The organism is Herbiconiux aconitum (assembly GCF_024979235.1).
In the GTDB taxonomy this organism is placed as follows: Bacteria; Actinomycetota; Actinomycetes; order Actinomycetales; family Microbacteriaceae; genus Herbiconiux; species Herbiconiux aconitum.
In genome coordinates, this window is sequence record NZ_JANLCM010000001.1 from 16867 (window position 1) to 41824 (window position 24958).

A 24958-nucleotide genomic window follows, 5' to 3' on the forward strand; every position below is an offset into this window, starting at 1 on the left:
TTCAGTTCTTGAAGACGCGCTCGGTGATGCTCTTGCCGCCGCGGCCGATCGCGAGCAGGCCCGATTGGGCGAGCTCCTTGATGCCGTAGGGCTCGAGCACGCGCAGGAACGCCTGGGTCTTGCCGGAGTCGCCGGTGACTTCGATCACGAGCGCGTCGCTCGAGACGTCGACGACGCGCGCCCGGAAGAGGTTGACGGCCTCGAGCACCTGCGATCGCGTCGTGTTGTCGACTCGCACCTTGATCAGCAGGTGTTCCCGCTGCACGGCTTGCGCGGGGTCGAGTTCCACGATCTTGATGACGTTGATCAGCTTGTTCAACTGCTTCGTCACCTGCTCGAGCGGGAGGTCTTCGACGTCGACCACCACGGTGATCCGCGAGAGGCCGTCGATCTCCGAGTGGCCCACCGCGAGCGACTCGATGTTGAAGCCGCGGCGAGCGAACAGCCCCGCCACGCGGGTCAGCAGACCCGGCTTGTCCTCGACGAGGAGGCTCAGAACGTGAGTGCTCATGGTCTACTCCTCTTCCCATTCCGGGGCGTGCTCTTTGGCGTACTGCACGAAGCTGTTGCTGACACCCTGGGGCACCATCGGCCACACCATCGCGTCGGCCGAGACGATGAAGTCGATCACGACCGGCCGGTCGTTCGTCTCGAGCGCGAGCTTGATGGCTGCGTCGACCTCCTCGACCTTGGTGACCCGGATGCCCAGAGCACCATAGGCGTCGGCCATCTTCACGAAGTCGGGCACCATCTGCGTCGCGTGACCGGTGTTCAGGTCGGTGAACGAGTGGCGGCCGTCGTAGAACAGCGTCTGCCACTGGCGCACCATGCCGAGCGAGGAGTTGTTGATGATCGCGACCTTGATCGGGATGTTGTTGATCGTGCAGGTCGCGAGTTCCTGATTGGTCATCTGGAAGCATCCGTCGCCGTCGATCGCCCACACCGTGCGCTCGGGCTCGGCCACCTTGGCGCCCATGGCCGCCGGAACGGCGTACCCCATGGTGCCGGCGCCACCGGAGTTGAGCCAGGAGTGCGGGCGCTCGTACTTGATGAACTGCGCCGCCCACATCTGGTGCTGCCCCACGCCCGCGGCGTAGGTCGCCTCGGGGCCGGTCAGCTCACCGATCCGCTTGATCACGTACTGCGGCGCCAGGAGGCCGTCGGTGGGCTCGGAGTAGCCGAGCGGGAACTCCTTCTGCAGACCGTGCAGGTAGTTCCACCACTCGTCGAGATCGAGCGTCTTCTGGCCGCCCGCGTCGGAGTAGGCCTTGATGAGATCGGCGATGACGTCTTTCGCGTCGCCGACGATCGGCACGTCGGCCACCCGGATCTTCGAGATCTCCGCGGGATCGACGTCGACGTGAACGACCTTCGCATTCGGGGCGAATTCGCTCGCCTTGCCGGTCACCCGGTCGTCGAACCGGGCGCCGAGCGAGATGAGCAGGTCGCTCTCCTGCAGGGCGAGCACCGCGGGAACCGTTCCGTGCATGCCGGGCATGCCGAGGTGCTGCGGGTGCGAGTCGGGGAAGGCGCCGCGCGCCATCAAGGTGGTGACCACCGGAACGCCGGTGGCTTCAGCCAGTCGCAGCAGTTCCGCGGTCGCCTCGGCACGGATGACGCCGCCACCGACGTAGAACACGGGCTTCTTCGACTCGAGCAGCAACTGGGCGGCGGCCTGGATCTGCTTGCCGTGCGCCTTCGTGATGGGCCGGTAGCCGGGAAGGTCGATCTTCGGGGGCCAGATGAAGGGCGCCGAGTTCTGCTGGGCGTCTTTCGTGATGTCGACGAGCACCGGACCAGGACGACCCGTGGATGCGATCTGGTAGGCCGCCGCGATCGTGGCCGGCACCTCCTCGGGCGACTTCACCAAGAAGGAGTGCTTCGTGATCGGCATCGTGATTCCCACGATGTCGGCCTCCTGGAACGCGTCGGTGCCCATCAGGTGCGAGAACACCTGACCGGTGATGGCAAGCAGCGGCACCGAATCCATGTAGGCGTCGGCGATCGCGGTGACGAGGTTGGTGGCGCCCGGTCCGCTGGTGGCGATGGCCACGCCGACCTTGCCGGTGGCGGCCGCATAGCCCTCGGCCGCGTGACCGGCGCCCTGCTCATGGCGCACCAGGATGTGGCGGATGTCGTCTTGCGTCATCAGCTCGTCGTAGAACGGGATGATGGCGCCGCCGGGCAGGCCGAACACGTCGGTGACGCCGAGGTTCTTGAGCGATCGCAGCACAGCCCCGGAGCCGGTGAGAATTTCGGGCTCGGTGCTCAGCGGAGTCTTCTTGGTTGGCACGGGGAAGGCATCCGTGGTCATGTAGTTTCCTAAAATCGAGCGCGGGTGATGGATGCGCGAATCTACCCCGTTATCGCGCCCTCCGCAGCGGAGTGCACGAGCTTGGAGTACTTCGCGAGAACGCCACGGGTGTAACGCGGAGGAAGTGGAGCCCAGCCGTCTTGGCGAGCTGCTAGCTCAGCCGGATCGACAAGTAGGTCGAGCGAGCGAGCTGCGATATCGACCCGTATTAGATCACCATCGCGCACGAAGGCGATCGGACCTGCGTCGACCGCTTCGGGTGCTATGTGGCCGATACACAGTCCGGTTGTGCCGCCTGAGAACCTGCCGTCGGTCAATAGTAGTACATCCTTGCCGAGCCCTGCCCCCTTGATGGCCGCGGTGATGGCGAGCATCTCGCGCATACCCGGGCCGCCCTTCGGACCCTCGTAGCGGATGACCACGACATCGCCGGCGTTGATGCGCCCCTCGGTGAGCGCATCCATCGCCGCCCGCTCCCGCTCGAACACGCGCGCCGGGCCTTCGAAGACGTCGGCGTCGAAGCCGGCCGACTTCACCACGGCGCCCTCCGGCGCCATGGTTCCGGTGAGCACGGTGAGACCGCCCGACTTGTGGATCGGGTTCGAGAGCGGCCGGAGCACTTCGCCATCGAGCGGTGCGATGTCCATCTCGGCGAGGTTCTCTTCGATGGTCTTGCCGGTGACGGTCATCGCGTCGCCGTGCAGGAGCCCCTCGTCGAGGAGCGCCTTCATCACGGCCGGCACGCCGCCGTGACGGTCGACGTCGTTCATCACGAAGCGGCCGAACGGCTTCAGGTCGCCGATGTGCGGCACCTTGTCGCCCACCTTGTTGAAGTCGGCGAGGGTGAGGTCGACCTCGGCCTCGGCCGCGATGGCGAGCAGATGAAGCACGAGGTTCGTCGATCCGCCGAAAGCCATGCCGACGGCGATCGCGTTCTCGAGCGACTTCTTGGTGATGATGTCGCGAGCCGTGAGGCCGAGACGCAGCATGTTCACCACGGCCTCACCCGAACGGTGGGCGAAGTAGTCGCGACGGCGGTCGGCGGCGGCGGGCGACGCCGAGCCGGGCAGGCTCATCCCCATCGCCTCGGCCGCGCTGGCCATCGTGTTCGCCGTGTACATGCCGCCGCAGGAACCTTCACCCGGCGCGAAGGCGCACTCGATGCGATGTGCGTCTTCCATCGACATCCGGCCCGCGCGCACGGCGCCGACCGCCTCGAAGGAATCGATGATCGTGATGTCTTTTTCCGTGCCATCGGAGAGCTTCACCCAGCCGGGGGCGATCGACCCGGCGTAGAGGAACACCGACGCGAGGTCGAGTCGCGCGGCCGCCATCAGCATGCCCGGCAGGGACTTGTCGCACCCGGCCAGCAGCACCGATCCGTCGAGGCGCTCGGCCATCATGACGGTTTCGACCGAGTCGGCGATGACCTCGCGCGACACCAGCGAGAAGTGCATGCCCTCGTGGCCCATCGAGATGCCGTCGGAGACCGAAATGGTGCCGAACTGCAGCGGGTAGCCGCCGCCGGCGTGCACACCCTCCTTCGAGGCCCGGGCGAGCCGCTCGAGCGACAGGTTGCACGGCGTGATCTCGTTCCACGAGCTCGCAATGCCGATCTGGGGCTTCTCCCAGTCTCCGTCGCCCATGCCGACGCCGCGGAGCATTCCGCGCGAGGTGAGGGCTTCGATTCCGTCGGTGACGGTGCGGCTCCGTGGCTTGATGTCTCTTTCCGGCATGTTACGAGTTTAGAACCGGCGAAGGGGTGTTCCGGCACGGGGGGCCAGGCTGTGGACGGAGCACGTTCACTGCTCGGTCGTGGAGGAGTCGCCGCCGCGGAAATCTGCCAGCAGCGCCAGAACGGATGCGACCTCCCGCGGCCCGTCGACGCGATGCTCGGCGATCGTGCGCCCCGCCCCGCTCTTCAACCCGAAGTCATGGGGCCCGAGCACCGCGAAACCGTCCTCGTCGGTGACGTCGTCGCCGGCGTAGAACACCGAGGTCGCGCGCACGTACTCCTTGAGGTGCAGCAGGGCCTCGCCTTTGGTGGTGTTGCGCACCGAGAACTCGAGCACGTTCTTGCCCTCGCGCACGGTCAGCCCCTCCACCTCGGAGTGCGCCTCGTCGAGCGCCACCATGTGGGCCAAGCGGCTGTCCGCATCCGTCGCGAGCCGCGTGTGCAGAGCGAATCCGGCCGGCTTCGACTCGATCCAGACGTTGTCGATCGAGTCGGCGACACCCTCGAGAACCTCGCTCAGCGCATCCACCTGCTCCAACTCGACGGTGTCGAGGGTCAGCTGGGTCGGGCCGTCGAGCCGGATCTCGACCCCGTGCGAGCCCACCAGGAGCACCTCATCGGGCAGATCGCTCACCTGCTCGAGACTCTCCATGGCCCGCCCCGAGACCAGCGCGACCCGCGTCGCCGGGAGCCGGATGAGGCGCAGCAGCGCCTCCCGCGCCTCGGGAAGCGCCCGGGCGCGGCTCGGCTCGTCGACCTCGGGAGCGAGCGTGCCGTCGAAGTCGATGGCGACGAGCAGCCGTTCGGCCGAGGCCAGGCGATGCAGACCGTCGAGCAGCTCACGCTCCACCGGTCCGCTGGTGGATTCGAGCAGATCGGCGTCGGCACCCGCTTCAGCGGCGACGTGCTCGTGCCGGATCGGGCCGGTCGGGTTCGGCGTGGTGATGCTCATCGGGCTTCCTCCGTCGCGCGTTCCTCGGCCCGGGCTTCAGCTCGGGTGACGGCTTGCGCGTCGCGCTCCTCACGGGGGCTCCGCTGACCCTGCCGGGCATTCGCCTTGGGCAACGCCAGGTCGTGCGACGGCGTGGCGAGGGCGGCGAGGAACGACGACGACCAGCGCGCGACGTCGTTCTCCTGCACGCGTTTTCGCATGGCGCGCATCCTTCTCGCCCGCTCGCTCTTCGGCATCTGCTTGGCTTGGAGAATCGCTTCCTTCAGCCCCTCGATGTCGTGCGGATTGACCCGCAGGGCGGTGCGCAGCTCGTCGGAGGCTCCCGCGAATTCGCTGAGCACCAGCACGCCGTCGTTGTCGAAGCGGGTCGCCACGTATTCCTTGGCCACGAGGTTCATGCCGTCGCGGAGCGCGGTGACGAGCATCACGTCGGCGGCGAGGTAGAGGGCCACCATCTCCTCGCGCGGGTAGCCGTGGTGCAGGTAGCTGATGGCGGTGTGACTGATGGTGGAGTAGTCGCCGTTGATGCGGCCGACCGTGAGTTCGATCTCGTCGCGGAGCTTCTGGTAGGTGCGCACCCGCTCGCGGCTCGGGCTCGCCACCTGCACGAGGGTGACCTCCTCGACATCGAGGTCGCCGTCGGCGAGGAGTTCGCCGAACGCCTTGAGCCGGTGCCCGATGCCCTTGGTGTAGTCGAGCCGGTCGACGCCGAGCATCACGACATCCGGATTGCCGAGCCCGTTGCGGATCTCGACCGCGCGGGCCTGGATGTCGGGCCGATGGGCGAGGTCTTCGTAGCTGGCGGCATCGATCGAGATCGGGAAGGCCTTCGCCACCACGGTGCGCACGAGCTTGTCGTCACGAACCGTCGAGATGCGGTGCTTCGCACTCGCCACCTCGGATTCGGCTTCGACCGGAACGTCGATCACCGTGCCCTTCGACTGGTAGCCGAGCAGGCGCCGCACGGCGCGGGAGAAGTTGCCGGCGTCTGCGGTGCGCTGGAATCCGATGACATCGGCGCCGAGCAGTCCTTCGATGATCTGCGTGCGCCACGGCAACTGCGAATAGATGCCGTATGCCGGGAATGGAATGTGATTGAAGAAACCGATCGTGAGGTCGGGGCGTTGGTTGCGCAGCATCCGCGGCACCAGCTGCAGCTGGTAGTCCTGCACCCAGACTGTGCCACCCTCGGCCGAGACCTCGGCGGCGCGGTCGGCGAAGCGCTGGTTGACGATGACGTAGCTCTCCCACCATTCCCGGTGATAGGCCGGCGGGGCGATGACGTCGTGGTAGAGCGGCCAGAGCGTGTCGTTCGAGAAGCCCTCGTAGTAGAGCTCGATCTCCTCGTCGGAGAGTGCCACCGGGATGAGGTGGATGCCGTCGTTCTCGAACGGTTCGGCTTCGTCGTCGGCGGTGCCCGTCCAGCCGATCCACGCCCCGTCGGCCTCGCGCATCACGGGTTCGAGCGCGGTGACCAGCCCCCCGGGCGAGGTGCGAAAGGTCGAGTTCCCCTCGGCATCGATGACTCGGTCGACCGGGAGCCGGTTCGAGACGACGACGAAGGGGAACTCGCCGAACTGCGGCGTGGATGGGCTGTCTGTGCTGGGCATGAGTCCGTTCGGCTGAGCCGGGCCGCGGATGGAGGGGAATGAATACAGCCCGGAATTCCAGCCCCGAGTCTATCAGGGCGGGTGGCCGATGCGCCGGTGAGCGGTAGCGTAGGGGCAACAACGCAAGAGGACGGGGACAGTGTGCGTAAGTACATCCTGAACAGCAGCATCATCGGCGCGGCAATCGGCGCGTTCTCCGCCATCCAGACCACACGCAAGGGTCCACGCGATTGGCGGCTCATCCTGATGTGGATCAGCTGGGCCATCACGGTCGCCCTGGCCATCGGCAGTGTCATGCAGCAAGACGAAGACGCGCGCGAGCTCGAGGATTCCTGAGGTGTTCCACTCCGGGGGCGGTCTGCTGTCGATCCTGTTCGGCATCCTGACGAGCGTGGTCTCGGTCGTGGCCGCCGCCATCGTGTTCTTGGCGGTGCTCGGGGTGCTGTTCCTCCTCGTGCGCTTCCTCTGGTTCGGCACCCGCGCGGCGCAGGTCTACCTCGTGAAGAACGGCGAGCCCGGCCATTTCACCTGGCCGATCCGCCCGGTCGCCGAGCCCGGGCTGCCGATGGGGGCACCGCCCGCATACGAGGGAACGTCGGATGCCGCGCGCGAGCCGGAGCGAGAGCCGGAGCCGTATTCGGCAGCGTCCGATTCCACATCGCCCACGACTCCGCTGCCCGACAACGCGGCTGCGGTGCCGCCCCGCGCGCCACGCAAGCCCAAGTCGCCACCCACCGCCTGACCCGCGCGTCGTTCAGCGCGTCTCGATCGGCCCGGTGAACAAGCTCGCCCGCGTGTCGGCGTCGCGATCTCCGTGGAACAAGCCCGTCGCATCCGGCTCCCCCGGTCGAGGCCGATGCGACACGTCCTTCTCCTCCTCCATAACCCGCACGCGGGTGCGAGGGATGGACTGCGGGCTCGAGCGGTAGAGCCACGAGATCATCTCCTCCCGCACCAAGCAGCGCAGGTCGAACAGGGTGGGCGCGTCGATGGCGGTGACGAGGATGCGCACGCGCACGAACCCGCCGGTCGCATCGGTCACCTGCAGCACGGAGACCCGCTCGTCCCACAGTTCGGTGGCGGCGAGGATGCGCGCGAGCTCCGCACGCATCTCCCCCGGTGTCACGCGCCAGTCGAGGTCGAACTCGACCGAGCCGAGCAATTCGGAGTTGCGCCTGGTCCAGTTCTGGAACGGTTGCGACGTGAAGTAGGTGCTCGGCAGCACCATCCGCCGGTCGTCCCAGATGTGCACCACCACGTAGGTGAGGGTGATCTCCTCGATCCGCCCCCACTCCGTCTCGACGATCACCACGTCGTCGACACGGATGGCGTCGCTGAACGCGATCTGGATGCCGGCGAACACGTTCGCGAGCGTCGATTGGGCAGCGAGGCCGGCGATGATCGAGACGATGCCCGCCGACGCGAGCACGCTGGCGCCCACCGCCTCCGCGCCTGGGAAGGTGAGCAGGATGGCGCCGATGGCGAGCACGATCACCGCGACCATCGTGAGCCGTCGCAGGATCAGCACTTGCGTTCGCGCCCGTCGCGCGAGCCGGTTGTTGGGCCGGTCGATGCGGTAGCGGGCGAGCGCGATGTCCTCAGCGAACAGTGCCAGACCGCAGAGCAGCCAGGCGCCGGCGGCGATCGCCAGAATCAGGAAGACCTGGTTCACGGCGGGCAGCCATTCCGTGGCCGGCAAGGTCATGGCCACCCCGCTCCACAGGAGCAGCACCACCAGAACGATTCGGAACGGGATGCGCGCCCGACGCACCAGCAGGTCGGGCCAGCGTTTCTTGCGGCCGATGAGTCGCACTATGAGGGCGATGATCGCGGTCACGGCGATGGCGACCAGCAGAGCGAGCACGGTGGCGATCGCGAACGCGATCCAGGTTCGTTCGATGGACATGGGTCCCTTCCCGCGCCGCGGTCGCAGCGGATGGATCCGCGGTTGGGTGAATTTACACCCTTATCAGCCCATTGGATAAGCCAATCCGGCGTGTCGATTGGCTGCGCTCAACCTCCAGCACGCACACTGTTCACACGACGGGGTTGCGGAGGGAGTTGCGATGATCGGCTGGAGACGACGTGCGAAAGCGGCACGGGAGAGCACGGTCAGCCAGGAGCGACAGTACGAGCTCGTCAGCCAGACTCTGATGGAGAACTTCGGGCCGCTCGGATCGTTCGCGATCACTCGGCGGAGCGCCTCCGACACCGATGACATCTTCCACACGGCCCTGGCCAAGTCGGTCGCGCACGACATCGTGGCAAACCTCGCCGAACACGGCATCAGCATGAAGTCCAACGGGCACGGCATCATCGCGCCGCTCACCCCCGTCGAGTCGGTGCCGGTGCCCCGTCAGCTGGCCCGCGCCGTCGCCTCGGCGACCGGGCGCGCACCGGTCGCGCCCGCCGCTGCGGTCGTCGCACTCGCCCCGGTCGCGCCCCTGATTCCGGCCTACCCGACCGTCGCCGCCGGTGTCGCCATCGGTGCGGCTCCGATGATCGACGGGCCCGACCCTCGCGACGACGACGCGCTCCGCTCCCTCGTCGCTCACCACAACGCCGTCACCGAAGCGGTCGCCCAGCGTCAGATGGAGACCCGCACCATCGCGATCTGAGTCCGCTCAGCCGGCCGCGGCACAGCAGTCTGCTCAGCCGACCGCGGCACAACAGTCCGCTCAGCCCACCGGCTTCCAGGCATCCGGGCCCTCGGTGCCCGCCGCGTATTCCTCGAGCGGCACCTCGTTCGACCGCCAGGCGGCGATCACGGGGGCCAGGATGCGCCAGCCCTCCACCGCGGAATCGCCGCGCACGCTGAGCGTCGGGTCGCCGTCGAGGATGCCCGCGAGGACTTCGCGGTAGGCCAGGAGCTGCCCGTCGCCGAACGTGGCGTCGAGGCTCACGCGCTCGAGCTCGTAGGGGTCGCCCGGACCGTTGATGTCGAGTTCGAGCGACATCGCATCCGGAGCCAGGAAGATGCGCAGCACCGTAGGCGAGTTCGCCCCGGTGAGCCCCACCGGGAGTTGTTGCGCGGGCTTGAACGTCACCACGATCTCGCGCCGGCGTTGGCCGATGGCCTTGCCGGAGCGCAACGTGATCGGCACGCCCTTCCAGCGCCAGGTGGAGATCTCGAGCGTCACCTCGGCGAGCGTCTCGGTCTCGCGTGCCGGGTCGACGCCGTTCTCGGCGGCGTAGCTCGGCATCTCGCGCCCGTCGATGCTGCCGGAGGTGTAGCGGGCGCGGCGACTGGAGGCGTCGGGGTCGTCGCCCCAGAGACGGGTGGCGCGCAGCACGAGCTCTTTGGAGTCGCGCAGGTCGTCTTGGCCGAGGGTGGAGGGTGGCTCCATCGCGAGCACCGCCATCACCTGCAGCAGGTGACTCTGGATCATGTCGATCAGCGCACCGGCCTTGTCGTAGTAACCGGCACGACCCTCGAGCCCCAGCTGCTCGTCGTAGACGATCGCGACCTCGGCGATGTGCTCCGAGTTCCAGACCGGTTCGAAGATGCGGTTCGCGAAGCGCAGGCCGAGGATGTTGAACACCGTCGAGCGGCCGAGGAAGTGATCGACCCGGTGGATCTGATTCTCGGGAACGAGCTTCGCGAGTTCGGCGTTCAGCGCCTCAGCGGTCGCCACGTCCATGCCGAAGGGCTTCTCGAGTGCGAGGGTCAGTCCGGGCGGGAACTCGACCTTCTGCAGCGTCACCACCACTTCTGCGGCCACGGCCGGCGGCAGTGCGAAGTAGATGGCGGGGGTGCCGTCGGCCATGCCGAGCACCTTCGCGAGGTCGGCGGCATCCGTCACGTCGGCCTTGACGTAGCGGGTGGCGGCGAGAAGCGCTTCGACGCCGGCACCGGATGCCTTCACCTCGCCGAATGAGCTGGTGACGACTTTCCGCCACTCCTCGTCGCTCCAGTCGGCGCTGCCGGCGCCGATCAGTTCGAGCCGCCGGTCGGGCTGATCGGAGAGCAGTTGCCCGAGTCCGGGAAGGAGGAGGCGTGCGGTGAGATCTCCGCTGGCGCCGAAGATGAGGAGCGTGTCGACCCGTTGCGTCATACCTGTCACAGTAGCCCAGCGACTCGACTCGAACGGGAACCGGCGAGCCGACGAGAATTGGAACAGGAGCGACCACCCGAAGGCCGCCCCTGTTCCGTGACCATCACGTGCGCGCTGCCGGCGAGGAACTGACGAGTGGACCTCGGGCCCAAAGTACTGCGCTCACGTTGCGGATGATCTGGCTTACGCCATGAGCAATTGTCAGTCATGGATGGCCTCCCCCACCGTGAGTACTTTCTACCTGTTTCCCGAGGTGGGTCGTTCCGCGCCGTATCCCTCGTAGGCACCGTCGAGCTGGAGCTCGCTCAGCTCCGCCGAGAGTTCGCGGCGCCCGGTGATCCCGAGCTTCTTGTAGATGCGTGCAAGGTGGTTGTCGACCGTGCGCACAGAAATCCCGAACTCCGCGGCCAGCTCCGCGCTCGTGCGGTGGGCAGCCGCTCCGCACGCCAGCTGCCATTCGCGATCGGTGAGCGGAGTGACGCGTGGTTGCTCCGCGCGCCGGTTCGCCATCGAGACGCCGGCCCGCACCGTCCACGAATCGGCGAGCCGATGGGCTGATGACGCCCGCACCAGGTCGCCGTTGCAATGATCCGCCGCCCAGCGAGCGGCGTCGATGGCCGGACCGAGCAATCCCGCCTCCGCGAGCTCCTTCGCGATCGGCAGCACGTCGTAGCGCGCGATCACGGCTCGGGCGTGCGACTCCGCGAGCGGGAACGCGTGCCGTGCAGCGAGCAGGTGCGGCAGCATCACGGTGGCGCCGACGACCGGCTCGATCCGCACCGCCTCGTAGGCCACGAGCGCCGCCAGATAGAGATGGCCGCCGTCGACGGCCTTGTGGAGGGCCGGCCCCAGGCTCCGGATGGCGAACCCGGGCCGCCCTGATGCAGCTGACACCCACGCCCGCGCCAGGCAGGCGTACAGCTCGACCTTCGGATCGACGACTTCGGCCGAAGTCAGCTGGTCGAGCCAGCTCCGCGCGATGGCGAAGCGTCCGGTGCGCGCGGCCACCGCGGCGGAGAGCGCGTCGGCGGTCGGGAGCAGGCCGGCGATGTCGCGCCAGACCAGATCGCGCCGCCCCTCGGTGATCAGCTTCCAGGCTCGCGCGGGCGAACCGGCATGCAACTCGATGATCGCGAGCACGAACTTCCAGATTCCGCGAGCGCTCGGATTGCTCTTCTCGGCCCGGGCGAGGTTGCGGCGCGCCGCGGTGCGCGCATCCGTGAACCGACTGGTGAACGAGAGCACGAGCACCTCGGAGAGTTCGAGCAGGTCGCGGGCGTTCGGCAGCACCTGGCGAAAACGGTCGCACTCGGCGAGGCCGCGAGTCACCGCCTCACCGGCGAGCGTGAGGTTGCCACCCATGGTCTGCAGTGTCGCGGTCATGATCAGCAGGTTGAGGTCGCCGGGTGTCTCGACCGGCCCGAGCAGCGCCAGCTGCTCGACTCCGAGCGGAATCCCCTGCCCCGACATCAGCCGCCACTTCGCCAGATCGGATTCGACGAGGGCGCGATCGCGATCGTCGAGGCGGTGCAGGATCGATTCGACCCGCGAGACCGCGACGTCGGGCCGCAACTCACGAAAGGCGAGATGGTTGCCCTCCGCCTGTGCGAGGGCGGCGATGAACGGCCGGTCGGCATCGGCGCCCACACTGTTCAGGGCGGCCCAGGCCGAGGCGAAATGCTCGGACGCCTCCCGCGACCGCCCGATCTGCGACAGCGCTTGCGCTTCGACGTACTCCCCCGCGGCTCGCAACGCGGCATCCGCGCCCGCTGATCCGGCCGCGTGCTCCCCGAGCGTGATCGCGGTCGCATAGCGACGCTCGCTCAGTTCGCGGTGCGCCAGGTCGATCAGCAGCTGGGGAGCGACCGGGTATCCCGCGGCGAGCTGCAGCAGAGCACGTCGCACCCGGTGGTCGGAGTAGCCGTCGAGCATGTCGACCCCCGCCGCGCAGAAGCCGGCTCTCGCGAGCTCCGACACGGTCGAGAGCAGCACCGGGCGGTAGAGCGGATGCGCGAGCTCGACCCAGATGCGTCCGTCGCGCGAACGAGTGGTCACCAGTCCCGCGGCTTCCGCCTGCTGCGCACCGGTCTCGGACACGCCCGAGGTTCCCGCTTGCTCGACCGGCAGCTCGCCGGCGACGGCCAGCACGATCAACACGTCGAGCACCAGCGGAGCGGTCGCCAGAGGATTCGCGGGCAGCGAAGCGATGAGGCCTTCGGAGACATAGGGCCAGTTCTCACGCCAGGCGCCCATGTCGTCGCTGAGGTCGCAGGCGCCGACGGATGCCTCGATCAGCTCGGAGAGGGTCCGTGTGCTGCCCGAGGCGAGCCGGACCATCTCTTCCGCCGCGGCCGCTCCGATGCTCGGGCCGAGGCGGTCTTTCACGATCGCCGACGCGTCGGCCTGGCCGAGCGCGGGGAGCTCGATGGTGATGGTCGCGTGCCGGGTCAGGCCGGCGGTGACGGCGCCCGATCCGTCGGCGACCACCTTCGCGGCCCGCGCCACGAGCAGCGTGGCCCTGCCCGCCTGGGCGACCTGCTCGAGCACACCGAGGCTCGTTGCATCGAGCAGCTCCGCGTCGTCGACGACCAGCACCACCCCCTGACGGTTGATCGCGCGATGGAACTCGACGATCGCGGAGTCGTCGCCCTCCACCGGCAGCGCGGCCATCACCGGGGCCAGAGCACCGAGCGGCACGGTACTGAGGTCGGCGTTGCCACGCACCCGGTGAACGATGCGATCGCAGTCGATCGCCTCGACCAGGGCGTCGAGGAGGGTGGTGCGCCCGACACCGGGCGCACCACCGACCAGCACGAAGGAGGGCGCGTCAGCGCGCTGGATGGCGAGCAGCGCCTGTTTGAACACGCGGTCGCGACCGCGCAGTCGATGGCCACCGGGGAGCTGGGGGGCGTTCTTGGACGGTGTCATGATCGGTGACTTTCTCTTCACGCCACGACGAAAAGTCGCGGCATCTCGGGGCGAGAGTGGTGCCGTCCGGTCGAGACGGCCTGAGTAGGTTTTACTCACTTTTCGCGGTCGAATTCGGGATCCTGACTCCGATTACGTAGTGCCGAGAACATCTCTACGTAGCCCGCCGCCACGCTCGGTCGGCGCGCGTTCTCGGCCACCCGGAGCTTGTGCCTCACGAAGAGTGAGTGTACAGTCACTCACATGGCACCCCGATCCTCCGTCCTCTCCACCGCCGACGCGCGCCGCACCACGGTCGTCTCGGCCGCCCTCAGCGAGTTCGCTCTCACCGGCTACTGGGCGACGACGGTGGCGGCGATAGCCCAGCGCGCGGCCATCTCCCCCGCCTACGTGTTCAAACTCTTTCCCGGCAAGGAGCCGCTCTTCGTCGCCGCCCTCGAACAGTGCTTCGACCAGATCGTCGTCGCCCTCGAGGAGGGCGCCGCGGCCGCCGCCACCCCGACTCCCGGCGGTGTACTGGATGCGATGGGCGGGGCGTACGCCGAGCTGATCGCCGACCGGCGACTCCTGATGCTGCAGGTGCACGCCCAATCGGCGGCCGAGGTGCCGGAGATCGGCGCCTCGCTCCGCCGAGGGCTGGCGAAGGTCACACTCTTCGCGAAGACCCGATCGGGCGCGAGCGACGACGAGGTGCAGCAGTTCATCGCCTTCGGCCAACTCTGCCACCTCATCGTGACCACCGGCATCGAGAACGACGACTCGGCCTGGGCAGCGATCCTCAACCGCGGCATCCGCCACCCCTGACCCACCGCCACCGCCGCGGAGCACCACCGGTTGCGCGGCCTTTTCCCCATAGGAGTGACTGACAAGTCACTCACTGAACGAAGGACACGACATGACCGCGACATCCACACCCGCACCGACCAAGATTGGTGCTCCTGGAGCGCCCACCCGGAGCCGGCGCCGCTGGCTCGCCCTGAGCGTGCTCGCCCTCGCGCAGTTCCTCGTGGTGCTCGACGCTTCGATCGTCAACATCGCGCTCCCCTCACTCGGCGGCCAGCTCGCACTCGACACCGCTGCTCTCAGCTGGGTGATCACCGCGTACGTGCTGCCGTTCGGCGGCCTGCTGCTGCTCGGGGGCCGGCTCGCCGACCGCTACGGGCACCGCCGGCTGTTCCTCATCGGGTCTGCGGGCTTCGTCGGCGCATCCGCTCTCGCCGGGTTCGCGGTGTCGGGCGAGATGCTGTTCATGGCTCGCGCACTTCAAGGGGCATCCGCGGCTCTCCTGGCTCCCGCATCACTCGCCCTCGTCACCCACCTCTTCCCGCTCGCCCGCGATCGCGCGAAAGCGCTCGGCATCTGGGGAGCCGTCGCCGGGATCGGAAGCGCGGCGGGCGTGCTGCTCGGCGGCGTGCTCACGGCCGCATTCGGCTGGCAGGCCGTGTTCTTCGTGAACGTGCCAATCGGCCTGGCCGTGCTCCTGTTCGTGCCGCGTCTGGTGACCCGCGACCCCGAATCGGGCGGCGGTCGCCTCGACTACCCGGGCGCGGCCACCATCACGGGTGGACTGGTGGCGCTGGTCGCTGCTCTCACGTCGTTCGAACAGCTCGGTCTCGCGCATCCGCTCACCCTCGCCCTCGTCGGCTCTGCCCTGGCTCTGATCGTCGGCTTCGTGCTGATCGAACGCCGCTCCCCCGCCCCGCTGGTGTCGTTCTCGATCTTCGCGAATCGTTCGGTGACCGCCGGAAACGTCGCGATCCTCCTGATGGGAGCGGCGATGACGGCCCTGTTCTTCGCGTTCTCCGTCTACACCCAGGCCGTGCTGCACTACGACGCCCTCACCGCCGGCCTCAGTCAGCTGCCACTCGCCGGCGCGCTGGTGGTCGTCGCCGGTGTCGCGCCGGCCGTGATCGGGCGGATCGGAACCCGGGCCACGCTGGTCGGTTCGCTCTTCGTCGTGGCAGGAGGGCTGGTCTGGCTGGCCGCCGCGCCCGCATCCGCGGTCTTCCTCGTCGATCTGCTCGGCCCCACCGTGCTCCTCGGCATCGGTCTCGGCGGCGCCTTCGTCTCGGCGACCCAGCTCGCCGTGCATGGAGTGCGGCCTTCGGATGCCGGGCTCGCCGGGGGTCTCGTGAACACCAGTCAGCAGATCGGCAGCGCGGTCGGCCTCGCTCTGCTCTCGACCCTGGCGGCCACCCGCACCGAGAGCCTGGTGCACGCCGGCGTCGCGGAGGCGGAGGCACTGACCGCCGGATTCTCCTGGGTCTTCCTCGGTGCGGCACTGCTGGCGGTCACGGCCGGTGCCGCGGTGCTCCTCATCCGCGACGCTCGCTCGGCGCGTGCCGCACGCACTACCGTGGAGGGGTGACAGCCCGTCTGGCCCATCTCGTGCTCGCGCTCCGCATCGCCTACCTGGTGGGCGCCGGACTGTTCCTCTTCGACGTGGTGCTGGCGTTCGGCGGACCGGCGATCGTGACGTCGGTGCTCCGCCGACCGGATGACGGAACACTCGAGATCGTGACGGCGTGGATCGCCGTGATCGCTTTCGCGTTCGCTGCGGTCGGCGCGGTCATCACGGTCGCGGCCACCTCCGACCGCACGGCTCCGGCGCCGCTCCCCGAAGACGCGGAGACGGTCGACCCGGCCCTATGAGGTCACTGCTGTCGGCCATCGGCGACCAGCAGGAGGCATACTGAACATCGACGCTCATCGATCTGACCCCGAGGAATTGATGTCTGAGAAGCCAACCGTCCTGTTCGTCTGCGTGCACAATGCCGGCCGTTCGCAAATGGCCGCCGGTTACCTGGCCGCCCTCTCCGACGGCCGAGTCGAGGTCTTGTCGGCCGGGTCGGAGCCGACCGACCGGGTCAACCCGGTCGCGGTGCAGGCGATGGCCGAGGAGGGCATCGACATCGCGGGCAACACACCGAAGATCCTCACCACAGAGGCCGTGAAGGAGTCGGACGTGGTGATCACGATGGGCTGCGGAGACACCTGCCCGATCTTCCCCGGCAAGCGCTACGAGGACTGGGAGCTCGACGACCCGGCCGGCCAGGGAATCGAAGCCGTGCGCCCCATCAGAGACGACATCAAAGCTCGGATCGAACGACTGCTCGCCGAGATCCTGCCCGCCCCGGTCGACTGACCCGACGACACGGAGGCACGGTCACGATCGACAGCTCCGCGCCCGGCGGAGTGGTCGTGTGCACCCTCCCGCTATCCGCTGGGCCACCTTCACCGATGAAGGCATAGCGCGCTCTCGTCGCCGCGGACTGCGGTCAGGCTCCGATCGCTTCCAGCACATGGAACACGACATAGGCCGGCCAGACGATCGCCTGGAGGAGCCCCAGAATGACTCCCCAGAACGAGCCGTCCGACACGGAGATGAAGTAGATCGCGGCTCCCACATAGGCGATCAGGAAGACGAACCCCCAGGAGCCCTCGCGCACGATCACCCGTCCGCGGCCGTCGGTGGCCATCAGTCCTCGCCCTTCTCAGCGGGCGTACTCGTGCGTGGAACGGCGCGGAATCGGATGCCGGTCACGGTGCGGGGCGTGATCCCGAAGTAGTTCCATTTCTCAGAGTCGGTCATGGTCGGAAGGTTCCGCACGCCCGAGGCCTCGATCTCCGAGTCGTAGTCGAGTCGACGGGCCTCACCCCGCACGACGACGCTCCATCGCTTGCGGTCGGCCGTGCCATCGGCCTCGAGTGCGACCCCCGGGTGCTCCGTGAGACTCACGATCTTCGTTCCCGGAGCGCTGCGGAAGAAGATGGCTTCGTCCTTCACGAGGTAATTGATCGGGAAGATGTCCGCTCCCCGGTCATCGACGACGGCGAGCCGGCCGATCTCGTTCGAACCGAGAAGTTCCCAACATCCGGCCTCGTCGAGTGCTTCGGCGGTGCCGGGGGCCGCCTCCCGCCGAGACTGCAGGAAATACGGGTTGTCGATCATCGTCCGTCGGTCCGTTCTGCTCGGTTCCGGTGAGGTCGGGATGACGCACCGACACCGCAAGGATGCGCTTCCAGCCGCCGAGCGAGTAGGGCCGAAGGTCCCGGCTCGCAGGGCGCTCGGTCGGCGGGACCTTCGGCCCTCCGACGCACTCCCCGACCCCGGCATCCGACACCGTGACGGGACCTTCGGCTCTAATTGGGCGGTCACGGTCTTCTTAGTGTCGAAGTACGACGTGCACCACGCTGTGATTCGAATGGAGACACGAGCATGACCGACCAAGACAGCACCGCCCGCAGCTCGACCGGATACGACCGCATCGTGGTCGGGGTCGACGGATCGGAGGCCTCGATCGAGGCATTGCGCCGCGCGGTGGGGATCGCGGAGAAGTTCGGGTCGCGGGTCGACGCCATCTGCGTTTGGAGCTACCCGATCTCCTACACCCCGCTGCCGGCCTTCTACTATCCCGACAGGGATGCCGAACAGATCGTGGACCAGGTCGCCGCAGCGGTCTTCGGGTCATCCCGACCCGACTGGTTCACCGCCACCACCCGCGAGGGCTCAGCGGCGCTCGTGCTGATCGACGAAAGCGAGTCCGCCGACCTGCTGGTGGTGGGAAGCCGTGGACACGGTGGTTTCGCCGGCCTGCTGCTCGGGTCTGTCAGCGCCCAGTGCGCCGAGCACTCGCACTGCCCGGTTCTGGTCGTGCACGACCAGGCCGCCGAAGAGAGTGGACCGCAGCAATGAGGGCGCTGCAGTACCGCACGATCGGGTCGCCGCCCGAGGTCGTCGAGATCGACACTCCCGAACCCGGTCCGGGTCAAGTGCGTCTCAAGGTCACGGCCGCCGGACTCTGCCATTCCGACGCGTTCGTGATGAGCCTTCCGGAGGACCAGTACGTCTACGGGCTGCCTCTGACTCTCGGTCACGAAGGCGCCGGGGTCGTCGACAAGCTGGGTGCGGGTGTCGCCGGAGTGGCCGTGGGCGACTCGGTGGCCGTCTACGGCCCATGGGGTTGTGGCCGCTGCCACGAGTGTGCGCAGGGTCGCGAGAACTACTGCCGCAACGCCGCGGCGCTCGGCATCGCCCCGCCAGGGCTCGGGGCACCCGGGGCGATGGCGGAATACCTCATCGTCGACGACGCCCGGCACCTCGTGCCGCTAGGCGATCTCGACCCGGTGGAGAGCGTCTCCCTCACCGACGCCGGCCTCACCCCCTATCACGCGATCGTGTCGAGCCTCGGCAAACTGCGACCCGGATCAACCGCCGTGGTGATCGGCGTCGGCGGCCTCGGACACGTCGCCGTGCAGATCCTCCGCGCCATCACGGCAACAACGGTGATCGCCCTCGACACCGACCCGGAGAAGCTGGCGCTCGCCACCGAGGTCGGCGCCCATCACGTGCTGGTGTCCGACGGCGACGCTGCAGAACGCATCCGTTCCCTCACCTCAGGGCGCGGGGCGGACGCGGTCTTCGACTTCGTCGGCGCGACCGGCACCCTCGACCTCGCCCGCACCGTGGTCGCGACGGATGGCGACATCCAGATCGTCGGAATCGGTGGCGGTCTGCTGCCCACCGGATTCTTCTCGACACCGTTCGGCGCATCCGTGCGCGCGCCCTGCTGGGGCACTCGCGCCGAACTGATCGAGGTGCTCGACCTCGCCCGAACGGGGCGTCTGTCGGTGCACGTCGAGCGGTTCGGACTCGATGATGCGCCCGAGGCCTACCGCCGGCTGCACGACGGCACGATCCGCGGCCGAGCTGTCGTGGTTCCCTGACCGAACTCACCTGACAGGAACAGGAGCAAAGCGATGATCAGCGACACCCTCACCCGCCGCGTGCTGGTGGGCATCCTCCTCTTCGGGGCGATCTCGTCCTTCGGCGGAGCCGTGGTGGCGATCTTCTTCGGTGGAGGTGGCGTGCCCGCGGACTATCTGGAGGGCAGTGCGTTCACCTCCTTCCTCATGCCCGGTCTCGTTCTCGGCGTCATCGTCGGAGGCACGCAGCTCGCCGGCGCCGTGACCCTTCTGCTGCGTCCACGGGCCGGGATCGTGGTCACCGCGATCGCCGGCTTCGGCATGATCATCTGGATCTTCGTCGAGATCGCGGTCATCCGCGAGTACTCGTGGCTACAGACGGCCTACTTCGCCGTCGGGATCGCCGAACTCGTGCTCGTGCTGGCCCTGCTCGGCATCACCCCCTCAATTGTGCGCCCCGCGAAGGGGCTCCGCACCACGACAGAAAGCAGGTGACCGCATGTTCGACGGGATCGTCGTCGGATGGAACGAATCCGAATCCGCGGCAACCGCGCTCGACTGGGCCGTGAAACGAGCCGGCGACACACCCGTCCGGGTGGTGAGCATCGTGCCCGGCCAGGAGACCGGCAGCGACTACCTCAGCCCGACATCGGTGGAGTCCCAGGTGCGGGTGCACCTCATCGACGCCGCCGAACGGATGCGTGCACGCTATCCGAACGCCCGGATCGACACCGAGGCCATCCGGGGCGCCGTCGTCGACGAACTGATCCGCCTCTCCGTACCCGGCACTCTGCTCGTCGTGGGCGGGACTCCCCGTTCGGAAAGACGCACCCCGTTCGGCTGGTCGGTGGCGACCCGGGTTGCCGGAGCACGCACCCCGGGAACGATGGCCGTCGTGCCGAGCAACGTGTTCATCGGAGTGCGCTCCGGCGTCGTGGTCGGTATCGACGGAGCGGCCGAAGGTTCGGCAGTGCTCGACGTGGCCATCGACGAAGCCCAACGGTTGCGCGAGGAACTCCGACTCGTGCACGCCTGGGCTCCCCCTCCCGAGTGGCAGGACGTGTTCGTACCCGACCTCGGCTTCGAAGACACTCTCGAAGACATGCGTCACGGCATCCTGCGCGACGCCGTCGCCGCGGCGAGCCAGATCTCCGGTCTGGCCATCCGCGAATCCCTCATCAGCGAAGCTCCTGCCATCGCGGTGAGCGAAGCGGCGCGAGGCGCCACCGAGCTGGTGATCGGAAATCACAGCACCCGCGGGGTGCGCCGGTTGCAGCTCGGGTCGGTGAGTCACGCCGCGCTGCGCGACCTGCACGCGCCGACCATCGTCGTGCGCTCATGACCCGGGCTGACGTCGCGTCGGTTGCGCCGCAGCGTCAGCCCCGTCACCCGGCACGGATTCGACCGGGTCGACGAAGCGCTCGACGACTTGGCGCTCGGATAGGCCGTCAGGATCCTTCGTGATCGAGGTCTCGTCCTGGCGGACGCACGACCAGCACCGGGCAGGTGGCGTGCCTCACGCACTGCTCGCTGACCGATCCGAGCATCAGGGAGGCGAAACCGCCGCGTCCGCGAGACCCGACGACGAGCATCCGCGCGTTGCGTGACACCTCGATCAGCACCTCCGCGGGTTGCCCGAGCACGCCCTGGTACTCCACGGCCACGCCAGGATGACGTTCCCGAATCGACTGCGTCTCCTCGATCAGCAGGTCGCGCACGCGCGCGTCGACCTCCGAGAAGGGTGACGCGAAACCGTCGTGGAACAGGGCCCCTCGGGGTGCGGTGTCGATCGACCACGCGCGTACGATCACGAGCGGCGCCGACAATGCGGTGGCGAGTTCCAAAGCAGTCACCAGCGCGTCATCCGCCTGCGCCGATCCATCGTGCCCGACCACGATGCTCGCGGGCGTCGCAGGTGCGGGATCGAGAACCCCGTCGAAGGGGTTCGGCTGTTCCAGCTCGATCCCGGTGCCCCACGAGCGCGCACGTTCGCGCTCCCCCGGCTCGAGACGATGGTTGTCCATGACGTAGAAGCTCTGGGGCGGGGTGAGCAGTTCGATTCCGCTCTCGCGCAGGACACTCTCCAGGTGGTGTGCGGCCGATCCGACAAGCAGACGCGGCCCCCGGATGCGCGTGTCGAAGACGGCGAACGCGGTATCTGCCGGGAACTCGGCACCTTCGAGCCACTCGGCCATGCCGATCGGGGCGTGATCGTGCTCGAGCTGAAGGCCCGAGTAGCCGTCGAGACCGAGCAGAGCGGCGTTCTCACGGCTGGCCGGTGTGCTCAGTCCGTGGGTGTGGGTGGGAGCACCGAGCACGATGAGCTCGCTCTGCGGCAACTGATCCGGATCGAGGTCGTGCAGTGAGATCACGGTGGCACGCATGTTCTGTCGGAGCCCGGCCGCGATCTCCTCCGCCACCTCATGGGTGGCGCCGAACAGCGACTCGTAGATGACCAGAGCCGCCATCTCAACCAACAACCCTGATGTCGTCGTGCGCCACCAGCTGGTTGACGACTCCGCGCACCATCGGGAGCATCTGCACAGAGCGCTGAGCTGCCTTGCGCTGATACGCCCATTCGGCGACCGTGATCTCATCGACGGCCGTGGTGACGCCGGAGACGCCGATCGCGGTGTCCTCGAGCTCGGGGGTCCATTGCACCTCCGAGCGCACCGCCTGCTGCTGGATGCGGGCGTCGGTGGTGTGCTCCGGTGATTCCGTCATCGTCATGGTGTGCTCCGCTCGTGGCCGCTGGTCCGACACGTCGACGCTAGAACGCACCGCGCGGCCGCGGCAGTGCCGAAGGTCCCGTGGCGACGGGACCAATGGCACTGCCGTCGCCCTGCCCGAAGGGCCGATCCTGAGAGCAGACCCTGTTCGACTCCACGGAGGTGCTCGATGTGCTCGCGACTGACCTGTCCCCGGTGAAACGAATCCGCTATCCGCTCGTCGTCGCCACGGTCGGCGTCGGCGTGGTCGCCGGCGTCCTGTGGCTCGTGGGATGGCAGTTCGCCGCAGCGGTGATCGTCGCGGTGTTCGCATCGGGGATCGCTGTGCTCGAGTCGGTGCGGATGATCCGGCGCCTGCGCCAAGGTGTCATCGGTGTCGACGTCTTGGCGGTGGTGGCCATCGTGTCGACCGTTCTAGTCGGCGAACTCCTCGCCTCGCTGATCATCGTGCTCATGCTCACCGGTGGCGAAGCGCTGGAGGACTTCGCCCAGGCGCGAGCCGAGCGCGAGCTGAAGGGACTCATCGACCGCGCGCCGCGATCCGCGCACAGGATAACGCCTTCCGGCGCACTCGAGGAGGTCGGCGTCGGCGATGTCGCCGCGGGAGATCACCTCCTGGTGAGGCCGTCGGAGATCGTGCCGGTCGACGGTGTGCTGGCTGAGGAGACCGTGGCCGCGGAGTTCGACGAGTCGTCGCTGACCGGTGAGAGCATGCCGGTCGAGCACCGCGGTGGCGACCTGGTGCTCAGCGGTTCGATCAACGGGGCCGCCGCGGTGACGATGACCGCGACAGCGGATGCGCGGCACAGCCAGTATCAGAGCATCGTGCTGCTCGTCACCGAGGCAGCCTCCCGTCCCGCGCCCGTGGTGCGGCTAGCCGACCGTTTCGCCCTCCCGTTCACGGCGCTCGCGCTCGTGATCGGCGGCGTCGCTTGGGCCGTTTCGGGTGACCCCGTGCGCTTCGCCGAAGTGCTCGTGCTCGCGACGCCGTGTCCGTTGATCATCGCCGCGCCGATCGCCTTCATGGCGGGGATGAGCCGCGCGGCCAAGAACGGCATCATCGTGAAGGGCGGAGCCGTGCTCGAAACACTTTCGCGCGCGCGGAGCGTCGTGTTCGACAAGACGGGAACGCTCACCGAAGGGCGGCCGACCATCACCCGCATCCGGGTGGAGAACGGGTTCACCGAACGCGAGCTCCTCCGTCTTGCCGCGTCGGCCGAGCAGTACTCGAGTCACGTGCTGGCCGAGTCGATCATCCGCGACGCCACCGCCGCCGACCTGGATCTCGAAGAGACCGAGGTCGCGCGTGAGGTCGCCACCGCGGGAGTCGAAGCCCGATTCGCGGCCGGGGAGGTGCGGGTCGGAAAGCTCTCCTTCGTGTCGGAGCGCGCCCCGGCAGCCACCGCCTACGACCTCGACCCCGGCGAACTCGCCATCTACGTCGCCGTCGACGAGGTGTTCGCCGGCGCCATCATCGCGCACGACGGGTTGAGGGCGAACGCCACCTCGACCATCGCCGAGTTGCTGCGGCGAGGCGTTCGCCGCATCATCATGCTCACGGGTGACGCGGCCCCCACCGCGCACGCGATCGCGGCCGAGGCGGGAATCACGGATGTGCGGTCCGGATGCCTGCCCGCCGACAAGGTCGAAGCCGTCGCGCAGCTGACCGATCGGCCCGTCGTCATGGTGGGCGACGGCGTGAACGACGCCCCGGTTCTCGCCGCCGCCGATGTGGGCATCGCCATGGGCGCCCGAGGGGCGACCGCCGCGAGTGATTCGGCCGACGTCGTCATCCTGCTCGACGACCTGTCGAAGGCCGCGACTGCGGTGGTGATCGGTCAGGGCAGTGTGCGGATCGCCCTGCAGAGCATCTGGATCGGAATCGTGCTGAGCGTCGCGCTCATGACCATCGCCGCGTTCGGGATCATCCCCGCCGCGGTCGGCGCCGGCATCCAGGAGGCAGTCGATCTGGTCTGCATCCTCAACGCGCTGCGCGCGTTGCGCGACCCGGTCAGGCCGTCTCCGGCACCACGATGACCGGCCCGGCCAGGTTGATCAGCACGTCGTGACCGACGTGCCCCAGGCCGCGTCCCTGCGTTCCGGCGCGATCCGGCCGGCCGATCACCACGAGAGACATCGAGCGGGTGGCCTCGACCAGCACCTCGGCCGCCGGCCGCTGCATCACCCGAGCACGGGGCCGGGCGCCGACGATGAGGTCGGCTGCGTCCAGCGCCTGCTCGATGATGGCATCCGACATCGCGCCGTGATCGGCGACACCGACACACCGGAAGAGGGTGAGATGTTGCTGCATCCGCGCAGCCTCGCGCGCCGCGAATTCGACCGCCAGTCGCGACGCCGGCGAGTCGTCGACACCTGCCGCGATGCCGCCACGACGGCTGCGGTAGGGCACCTGCGGAACGACCGCAAGGGGCGCCCGGGAGGTGGCTGCCAATTGCACAGACCTCGAGCCGAACACCTGGCCTCGAACGAATCCTGCCTTGTGCGTCCCTACGACGACGAGTTCCGCGTTCTCGGACTGTTCCGCCAGAACCATCATCGGCTCGCCCTCGATGATCTCGCCGCGCACGCAGACCGCCGGCTGGGTCGCGCGTGCGAAGTCCACCGCGTCCTGCAAAGTGAGTTCGCCCGTGGCGCGCAGTTCCCGTCGAGCGCTCAGCCCGACGGTCCCCCACTCGTCGTCCACGACGTGCAGCAGCCGCACGTCGTGATCCCGGTCGAGTGCCCGGTCGAGAGCCCAGCTGAGAGCGGCTCGGCCGATCGTCGTGCCATCGACGCCGACCAGTATGGATCCGTTCACGGCCTGCTCCTTCCGATGATTCAGCGCTTCATCTCCTCTCACGATCCCAGCCCGGTGGCCGAGTGGGCAGGGCCGAAAGTCCCCCGGGGCACCCGCCTGGCGAGCGGAGTA

Annotated in this window: 25 protein-coding genes; 12 read left to right on the plus strand and 13 right to left on the minus strand. The window is 68.2% G+C overall.

Going from position 1 to position 24958, the window contains the following annotated elements; genetic code table 11:
* Position 1: 1 nt before the first annotated feature.
* The 5 genes from ilvN to N1027_RS00120 all read right to left on the minus strand — a co-directional run bounded on the left by ilvN (position 2) and on the right by N1027_RS00120 (position 6611).
* On the minus strand, positions 2–511 hold the full coding sequence (ilvN, locus tag N1027_RS00100; RefSeq protein ID WP_259503656.1) for an acetolactate synthase small subunit: 510 nt from the start codon (positions 509–511) through the stop codon (positions 2–4).
* A gap of 3 nt (positions 512–514) precedes the next feature.
* A complete protein-coding gene (locus tag N1027_RS00105) occupies positions 515–2314 on the minus strand; it encodes an acetolactate synthase large subunit (protein ID WP_259503659.1) in 1800 nt (599 codons plus the stop codon).
* 41 nt (positions 2315–2355) lie between these two features.
* On the minus strand, positions 2356–4050 hold the full coding sequence (gene ilvD / locus N1027_RS00110) for a dihydroxy-acid dehydratase (protein ID WP_259503661.1): 1695 nt from the start codon (positions 4048–4050) through the stop codon (positions 2356–2358).
* Between the two features lie 66 nt (positions 4051–4116).
* Complete coding sequence (otsB, locus tag N1027_RS00115; protein WP_259503668.1) at positions 4117–5001, minus strand: trehalose-phosphatase; 885 nt, start codon at positions 4999–5001, stop codon at positions 4117–4119.
* The gene (locus tag N1027_RS00120) at positions 4998–6611 is read right to left on the minus strand and encodes an alpha,alpha-trehalose-phosphate synthase (UDP-forming) (RefSeq protein WP_259503670.1); all 1614 of its coding nucleotides are present in this window, start codon (positions 6609–6611) and stop codon (positions 4998–5000) included. The genes otsB and N1027_RS00120 overlap by 4 nt, the downstream gene beginning before the upstream one ends.
* Positions 6612–6752: 141 nt before the next feature.
* Between N1027_RS00120 and N1027_RS00125 the strand changes: the two genes are divergently transcribed.
* Positions 6753–6947 carry a hypothetical protein gene (locus N1027_RS00125; protein ID WP_259503672.1) on the plus strand — a complete coding sequence of 65 codons (195 nt, stop codon included), beginning with the start codon at positions 6753–6755 and terminating at the stop codon, positions 6945–6947.
* Between the two features lies 1 nt (position 6948).
* Complete coding sequence (locus N1027_RS00130) at positions 6949–7353, plus strand: hypothetical protein (protein WP_259503674.1); 405 nt, start codon at positions 6949–6951, stop codon at positions 7351–7353.
* Between the two features lie 12 nt (positions 7354–7365).
* Here the strand turns inward: N1027_RS00130 and N1027_RS00135 are convergent, their stop codons facing one another.
* Positions 7366–8517 carry a mechanosensitive ion channel family protein gene (locus N1027_RS00135; RefSeq protein ID WP_259503676.1) on the minus strand — a complete coding sequence of 384 codons (1152 nt, stop codon included), beginning with the start codon at positions 8515–8517 and terminating at the stop codon, positions 7366–7368.
* Positions 8518–8677: 160 nt separating this feature from the next.
* Here N1027_RS00135 and N1027_RS00140 point away from each other — a divergent pair, with 160 nt between their 5' ends.
* Positions 8678–9229 carry a hypothetical protein gene (locus tag N1027_RS00140; protein ID WP_259503678.1) on the plus strand — a complete coding sequence of 184 codons (552 nt, stop codon included), beginning with the start codon at positions 8678–8680 and terminating at the stop codon, positions 9227–9229.
* Positions 9230–9289: 60 nt separating this feature from the next.
* Here N1027_RS00140 and N1027_RS00145 read toward each other — a convergent pair whose 3' ends face one another.
* Together N1027_RS00145 and N1027_RS00150 are read right to left on the minus strand one after the other, a co-directional pair.
* Positions 9290–10666, minus strand: a complete 1377-nt coding sequence (locus tag N1027_RS00145; RefSeq protein WP_259503679.1) for a glucose-6-phosphate dehydrogenase — start codon at positions 10664–10666, stop codon at positions 9290–9292.
* Positions 10667–10903: 237 nt separating this feature from the next.
* The gene (locus N1027_RS00150) at positions 10904–13594 is read right to left on the minus strand and encodes a LuxR family transcriptional regulator (protein ID WP_259503681.1); all 2691 of its coding nucleotides are present in this window, start codon (positions 13592–13594) and stop codon (positions 10904–10906) included.
* A gap of 243 nt (positions 13595–13837) precedes the next feature.
* Between N1027_RS00150 and N1027_RS00155 the strand changes: the two genes are divergently transcribed.
* From N1027_RS00155 to N1027_RS00170, 4 genes are all read left to right on the plus strand, one after another.
* The gene (locus N1027_RS00155; protein WP_259503686.1) at positions 13838–14398 is read left to right on the plus strand and encodes a TetR/AcrR family transcriptional regulator; all 561 of its coding nucleotides are present in this window, start codon (positions 13838–13840) and stop codon (positions 14396–14398) included.
* A 91-nt stretch (positions 14399–14489) separates the two neighbouring features.
* Positions 14490–15962, plus strand: a complete 1473-nt coding sequence (locus N1027_RS00160) for an MFS transporter (protein ID WP_259503687.1) — start codon at positions 14490–14492, stop codon at positions 15960–15962.
* Positions 15959–16246, plus strand: coding sequence for a hypothetical protein (locus N1027_RS00165; RefSeq protein WP_259503696.1), 288 nt, complete (start codon positions 15959–15961; stop codon positions 16244–16246). The genes N1027_RS00160 and N1027_RS00165 overlap by 4 nt, the downstream gene beginning before the upstream one ends.
* Positions 16247–16325: 79 nt before the next feature.
* Entirely contained in the window at positions 16326–16739 is a 414-nt protein-coding gene (locus N1027_RS00170; RefSeq protein WP_259503697.1) for an arsenate reductase ArsC, read from the plus strand.
* A gap of 133 nt (positions 16740–16872) precedes the next feature.
* On the opposite strand, the gene N1027_RS00175 is transcribed toward N1027_RS00170, so the two are convergent.
* Positions 16873–17073 carry a hypothetical protein gene (locus N1027_RS00175; RefSeq protein WP_259503698.1) on the minus strand — a complete coding sequence of 67 codons (201 nt, stop codon included), beginning with the start codon at positions 17071–17073 and terminating at the stop codon, positions 16873–16875.
* Complete coding sequence (locus N1027_RS00180) at positions 17073–17546, minus strand: pyridoxamine 5'-phosphate oxidase family protein (protein ID WP_259503699.1); 474 nt, start codon at positions 17544–17546, stop codon at positions 17073–17075. The genes N1027_RS00175 and N1027_RS00180 overlap by 1 nt, the downstream gene beginning before the upstream one ends.
* 267 nt (positions 17547–17813) lie before the next feature.
* Between N1027_RS00180 and N1027_RS00185 the strand changes: the two genes are divergently transcribed.
* Genes N1027_RS00185 through N1027_RS00200 form a run of 4 tightly spaced genes read left to right on the plus strand, consistent with a single transcriptional unit; the run spans position 17814 to position 20642 of the window.
* Positions 17814–18290 carry a universal stress protein gene (locus N1027_RS00185; RefSeq protein WP_259503700.1) on the plus strand — a complete coding sequence of 159 codons (477 nt, stop codon included), beginning with the start codon at positions 17814–17816 and terminating at the stop codon, positions 18288–18290.
* A complete protein-coding gene (locus tag N1027_RS00190; protein ID WP_259503702.1) occupies positions 18287–19321 on the plus strand; it encodes an NAD(P)-dependent alcohol dehydrogenase in 1035 nt (344 codons plus the stop codon). Before N1027_RS00185 ends, N1027_RS00190 begins: the two co-directional genes overlap by 4 nt.
* A gap of 33 nt (positions 19322–19354) precedes the next feature.
* Positions 19355–19795 (plus strand): hypothetical protein, encoded by a 441-nt coding sequence (locus N1027_RS00195; protein WP_259503704.1) that lies wholly within the window; start codon positions 19355–19357, stop codon positions 19793–19795.
* Between the two features lie 4 nt (positions 19796–19799).
* Complete coding sequence (locus tag N1027_RS00200) at positions 19800–20642, plus strand: universal stress protein (RefSeq protein WP_259503705.1); 843 nt, start codon at positions 19800–19802, stop codon at positions 20640–20642.
* Between the two features lie 106 nt (positions 20643–20748).
* Here N1027_RS00200 and N1027_RS00205 read toward each other — a convergent pair whose 3' ends face one another.
* Together N1027_RS00205 and N1027_RS00210 are read right to left on the minus strand one after the other, a co-directional pair.
* Entirely contained in the window at positions 20749–21768 is a 1020-nt protein-coding gene (locus N1027_RS00205; protein WP_259503707.1) for a universal stress protein, read from the minus strand.
* Between the two features lies 1 nt (position 21769).
* Complete coding sequence (locus N1027_RS00210) at positions 21770–22030, minus strand: hypothetical protein (protein WP_259503709.1); 261 nt, start codon at positions 22028–22030, stop codon at positions 21770–21772.
* Positions 22031–22200: 170 nt separating this feature from the next.
* Here N1027_RS00210 and N1027_RS00215 point away from each other — a divergent pair, with 170 nt between their 5' ends.
* Positions 22201–24066: a heavy metal translocating P-type ATPase gene (locus tag N1027_RS00215; protein WP_259503711.1), complete on the plus strand. Its 1866-nt coding sequence runs from the start codon at positions 22201–22203 to the stop codon at positions 24064–24066.
* Here the strand turns inward: N1027_RS00215 and N1027_RS00220 are convergent.
* Entirely contained in the window at positions 24041–24847 is an 807-nt protein-coding gene (locus N1027_RS00220) for a universal stress protein (protein ID WP_259503713.1), read from the minus strand. The genes N1027_RS00215 and N1027_RS00220 overlap by 26 nt on opposite strands.
* Positions 24848–24958 lie beyond the last annotated feature (111 nt).

Bases quoted from the DNA above. Each gene is read 5' to 3' on its own strand.
- ilvN (WP_259503656.1), bottom strand. From the start codon at position 511: ATGAGCACTCACGTTCTGAGCCTCCTCGTCGAGGACAAGCCGGGTCTG.
- N1027_RS00105 (WP_259503659.1), bottom strand. From the start codon at position 2,314: ATGACCACGGATGCCTTCCCCGTGCCAACCAAGAAGACTCCGCTGAGC.
- ilvD (WP_259503661.1), bottom strand. From the start codon at position 4,050: ATGCCGGAAAGAGACATCAAGCCACGGAGCCGCACCGTCACCGACGGA.
- otsB (WP_259503668.1), bottom strand. From the start codon at position 5,001: ATGAGCATCACCACGCCGAACCCGACCGGCCCGATCCGGCACGAGCAC.
- N1027_RS00120 (WP_259503670.1), bottom strand. From the start codon at position 6,611: ATGCCCAGCACAGACAGCCCATCCACGCCGCAGTTCGGCGAGTTCCCC.
- N1027_RS00135 (WP_259503676.1), bottom strand. From the start codon at position 8,517: ATGTCCATCGAACGAACCTGGATCGCGTTCGCGATCGCCACCGTGCTC.
- N1027_RS00140 (WP_259503678.1), top strand. From the start codon at position 8,678: ATGATCGGCTGGAGACGACGTGCGAAAGCGGCACGGGAGAGCACGGTC.
- N1027_RS00145 (WP_259503679.1), bottom strand. From the start codon at position 10,666: ATGACGCAACGGGTCGACACGCTCCTCATCTTCGGCGCCAGCGGAGAT.
- N1027_RS00150 (WP_259503681.1), bottom strand. From the start codon at position 13,594: ATGACACCGTCCAAGAACGCCCCCCAGCTCCCCGGTGGCCATCGACTG.
- N1027_RS00155 (WP_259503686.1), top strand. From the start codon at position 13,838: ATGGCACCCCGATCCTCCGTCCTCTCCACCGCCGACGCGCGCCGCACC.
- N1027_RS00160 (WP_259503687.1), top strand. From the start codon at position 14,490: ATGACCGCGACATCCACACCCGCACCGACCAAGATTGGTGCTCCTGGA.
- N1027_RS00170 (WP_259503697.1), top strand. From the start codon at position 16,326: ATGTCTGAGAAGCCAACCGTCCTGTTCGTCTGCGTGCACAATGCCGGC.
- N1027_RS00175 (WP_259503698.1), bottom strand. From the start codon at position 17,073: ATGGCCACCGACGGCCGCGGACGGGTGATCGTGCGCGAGGGCTCCTGG.
- N1027_RS00180 (WP_259503699.1), bottom strand. From the start codon at position 17,546: ATGATCGACAACCCGTATTTCCTGCAGTCTCGGCGGGAGGCGGCCCCC.
- N1027_RS00185 (WP_259503700.1), top strand. From the start codon at position 17,814: ATGACCGACCAAGACAGCACCGCCCGCAGCTCGACCGGATACGACCGC.
- N1027_RS00190 (WP_259503702.1), top strand. From the start codon at position 18,287: ATGAGGGCGCTGCAGTACCGCACGATCGGGTCGCCGCCCGAGGTCGTC.
- N1027_RS00195 (WP_259503704.1), top strand. From the start codon at position 19,355: ATGATCAGCGACACCCTCACCCGCCGCGTGCTGGTGGGCATCCTCCTC.
- N1027_RS00200 (WP_259503705.1), top strand. From the start codon at position 19,800: ATGTTCGACGGGATCGTCGTCGGATGGAACGAATCCGAATCCGCGGCA.
- N1027_RS00205 (WP_259503707.1), bottom strand. From the start codon at position 21,768: ATGGCGGCTCTGGTCATCTACGAGTCGCTGTTCGGCGCCACCCATGAG.
- N1027_RS00210 (WP_259503709.1), bottom strand. From the start codon at position 22,030: ATGACGATGACGGAATCACCGGAGCACACCACCGACGCCCGCATCCAG.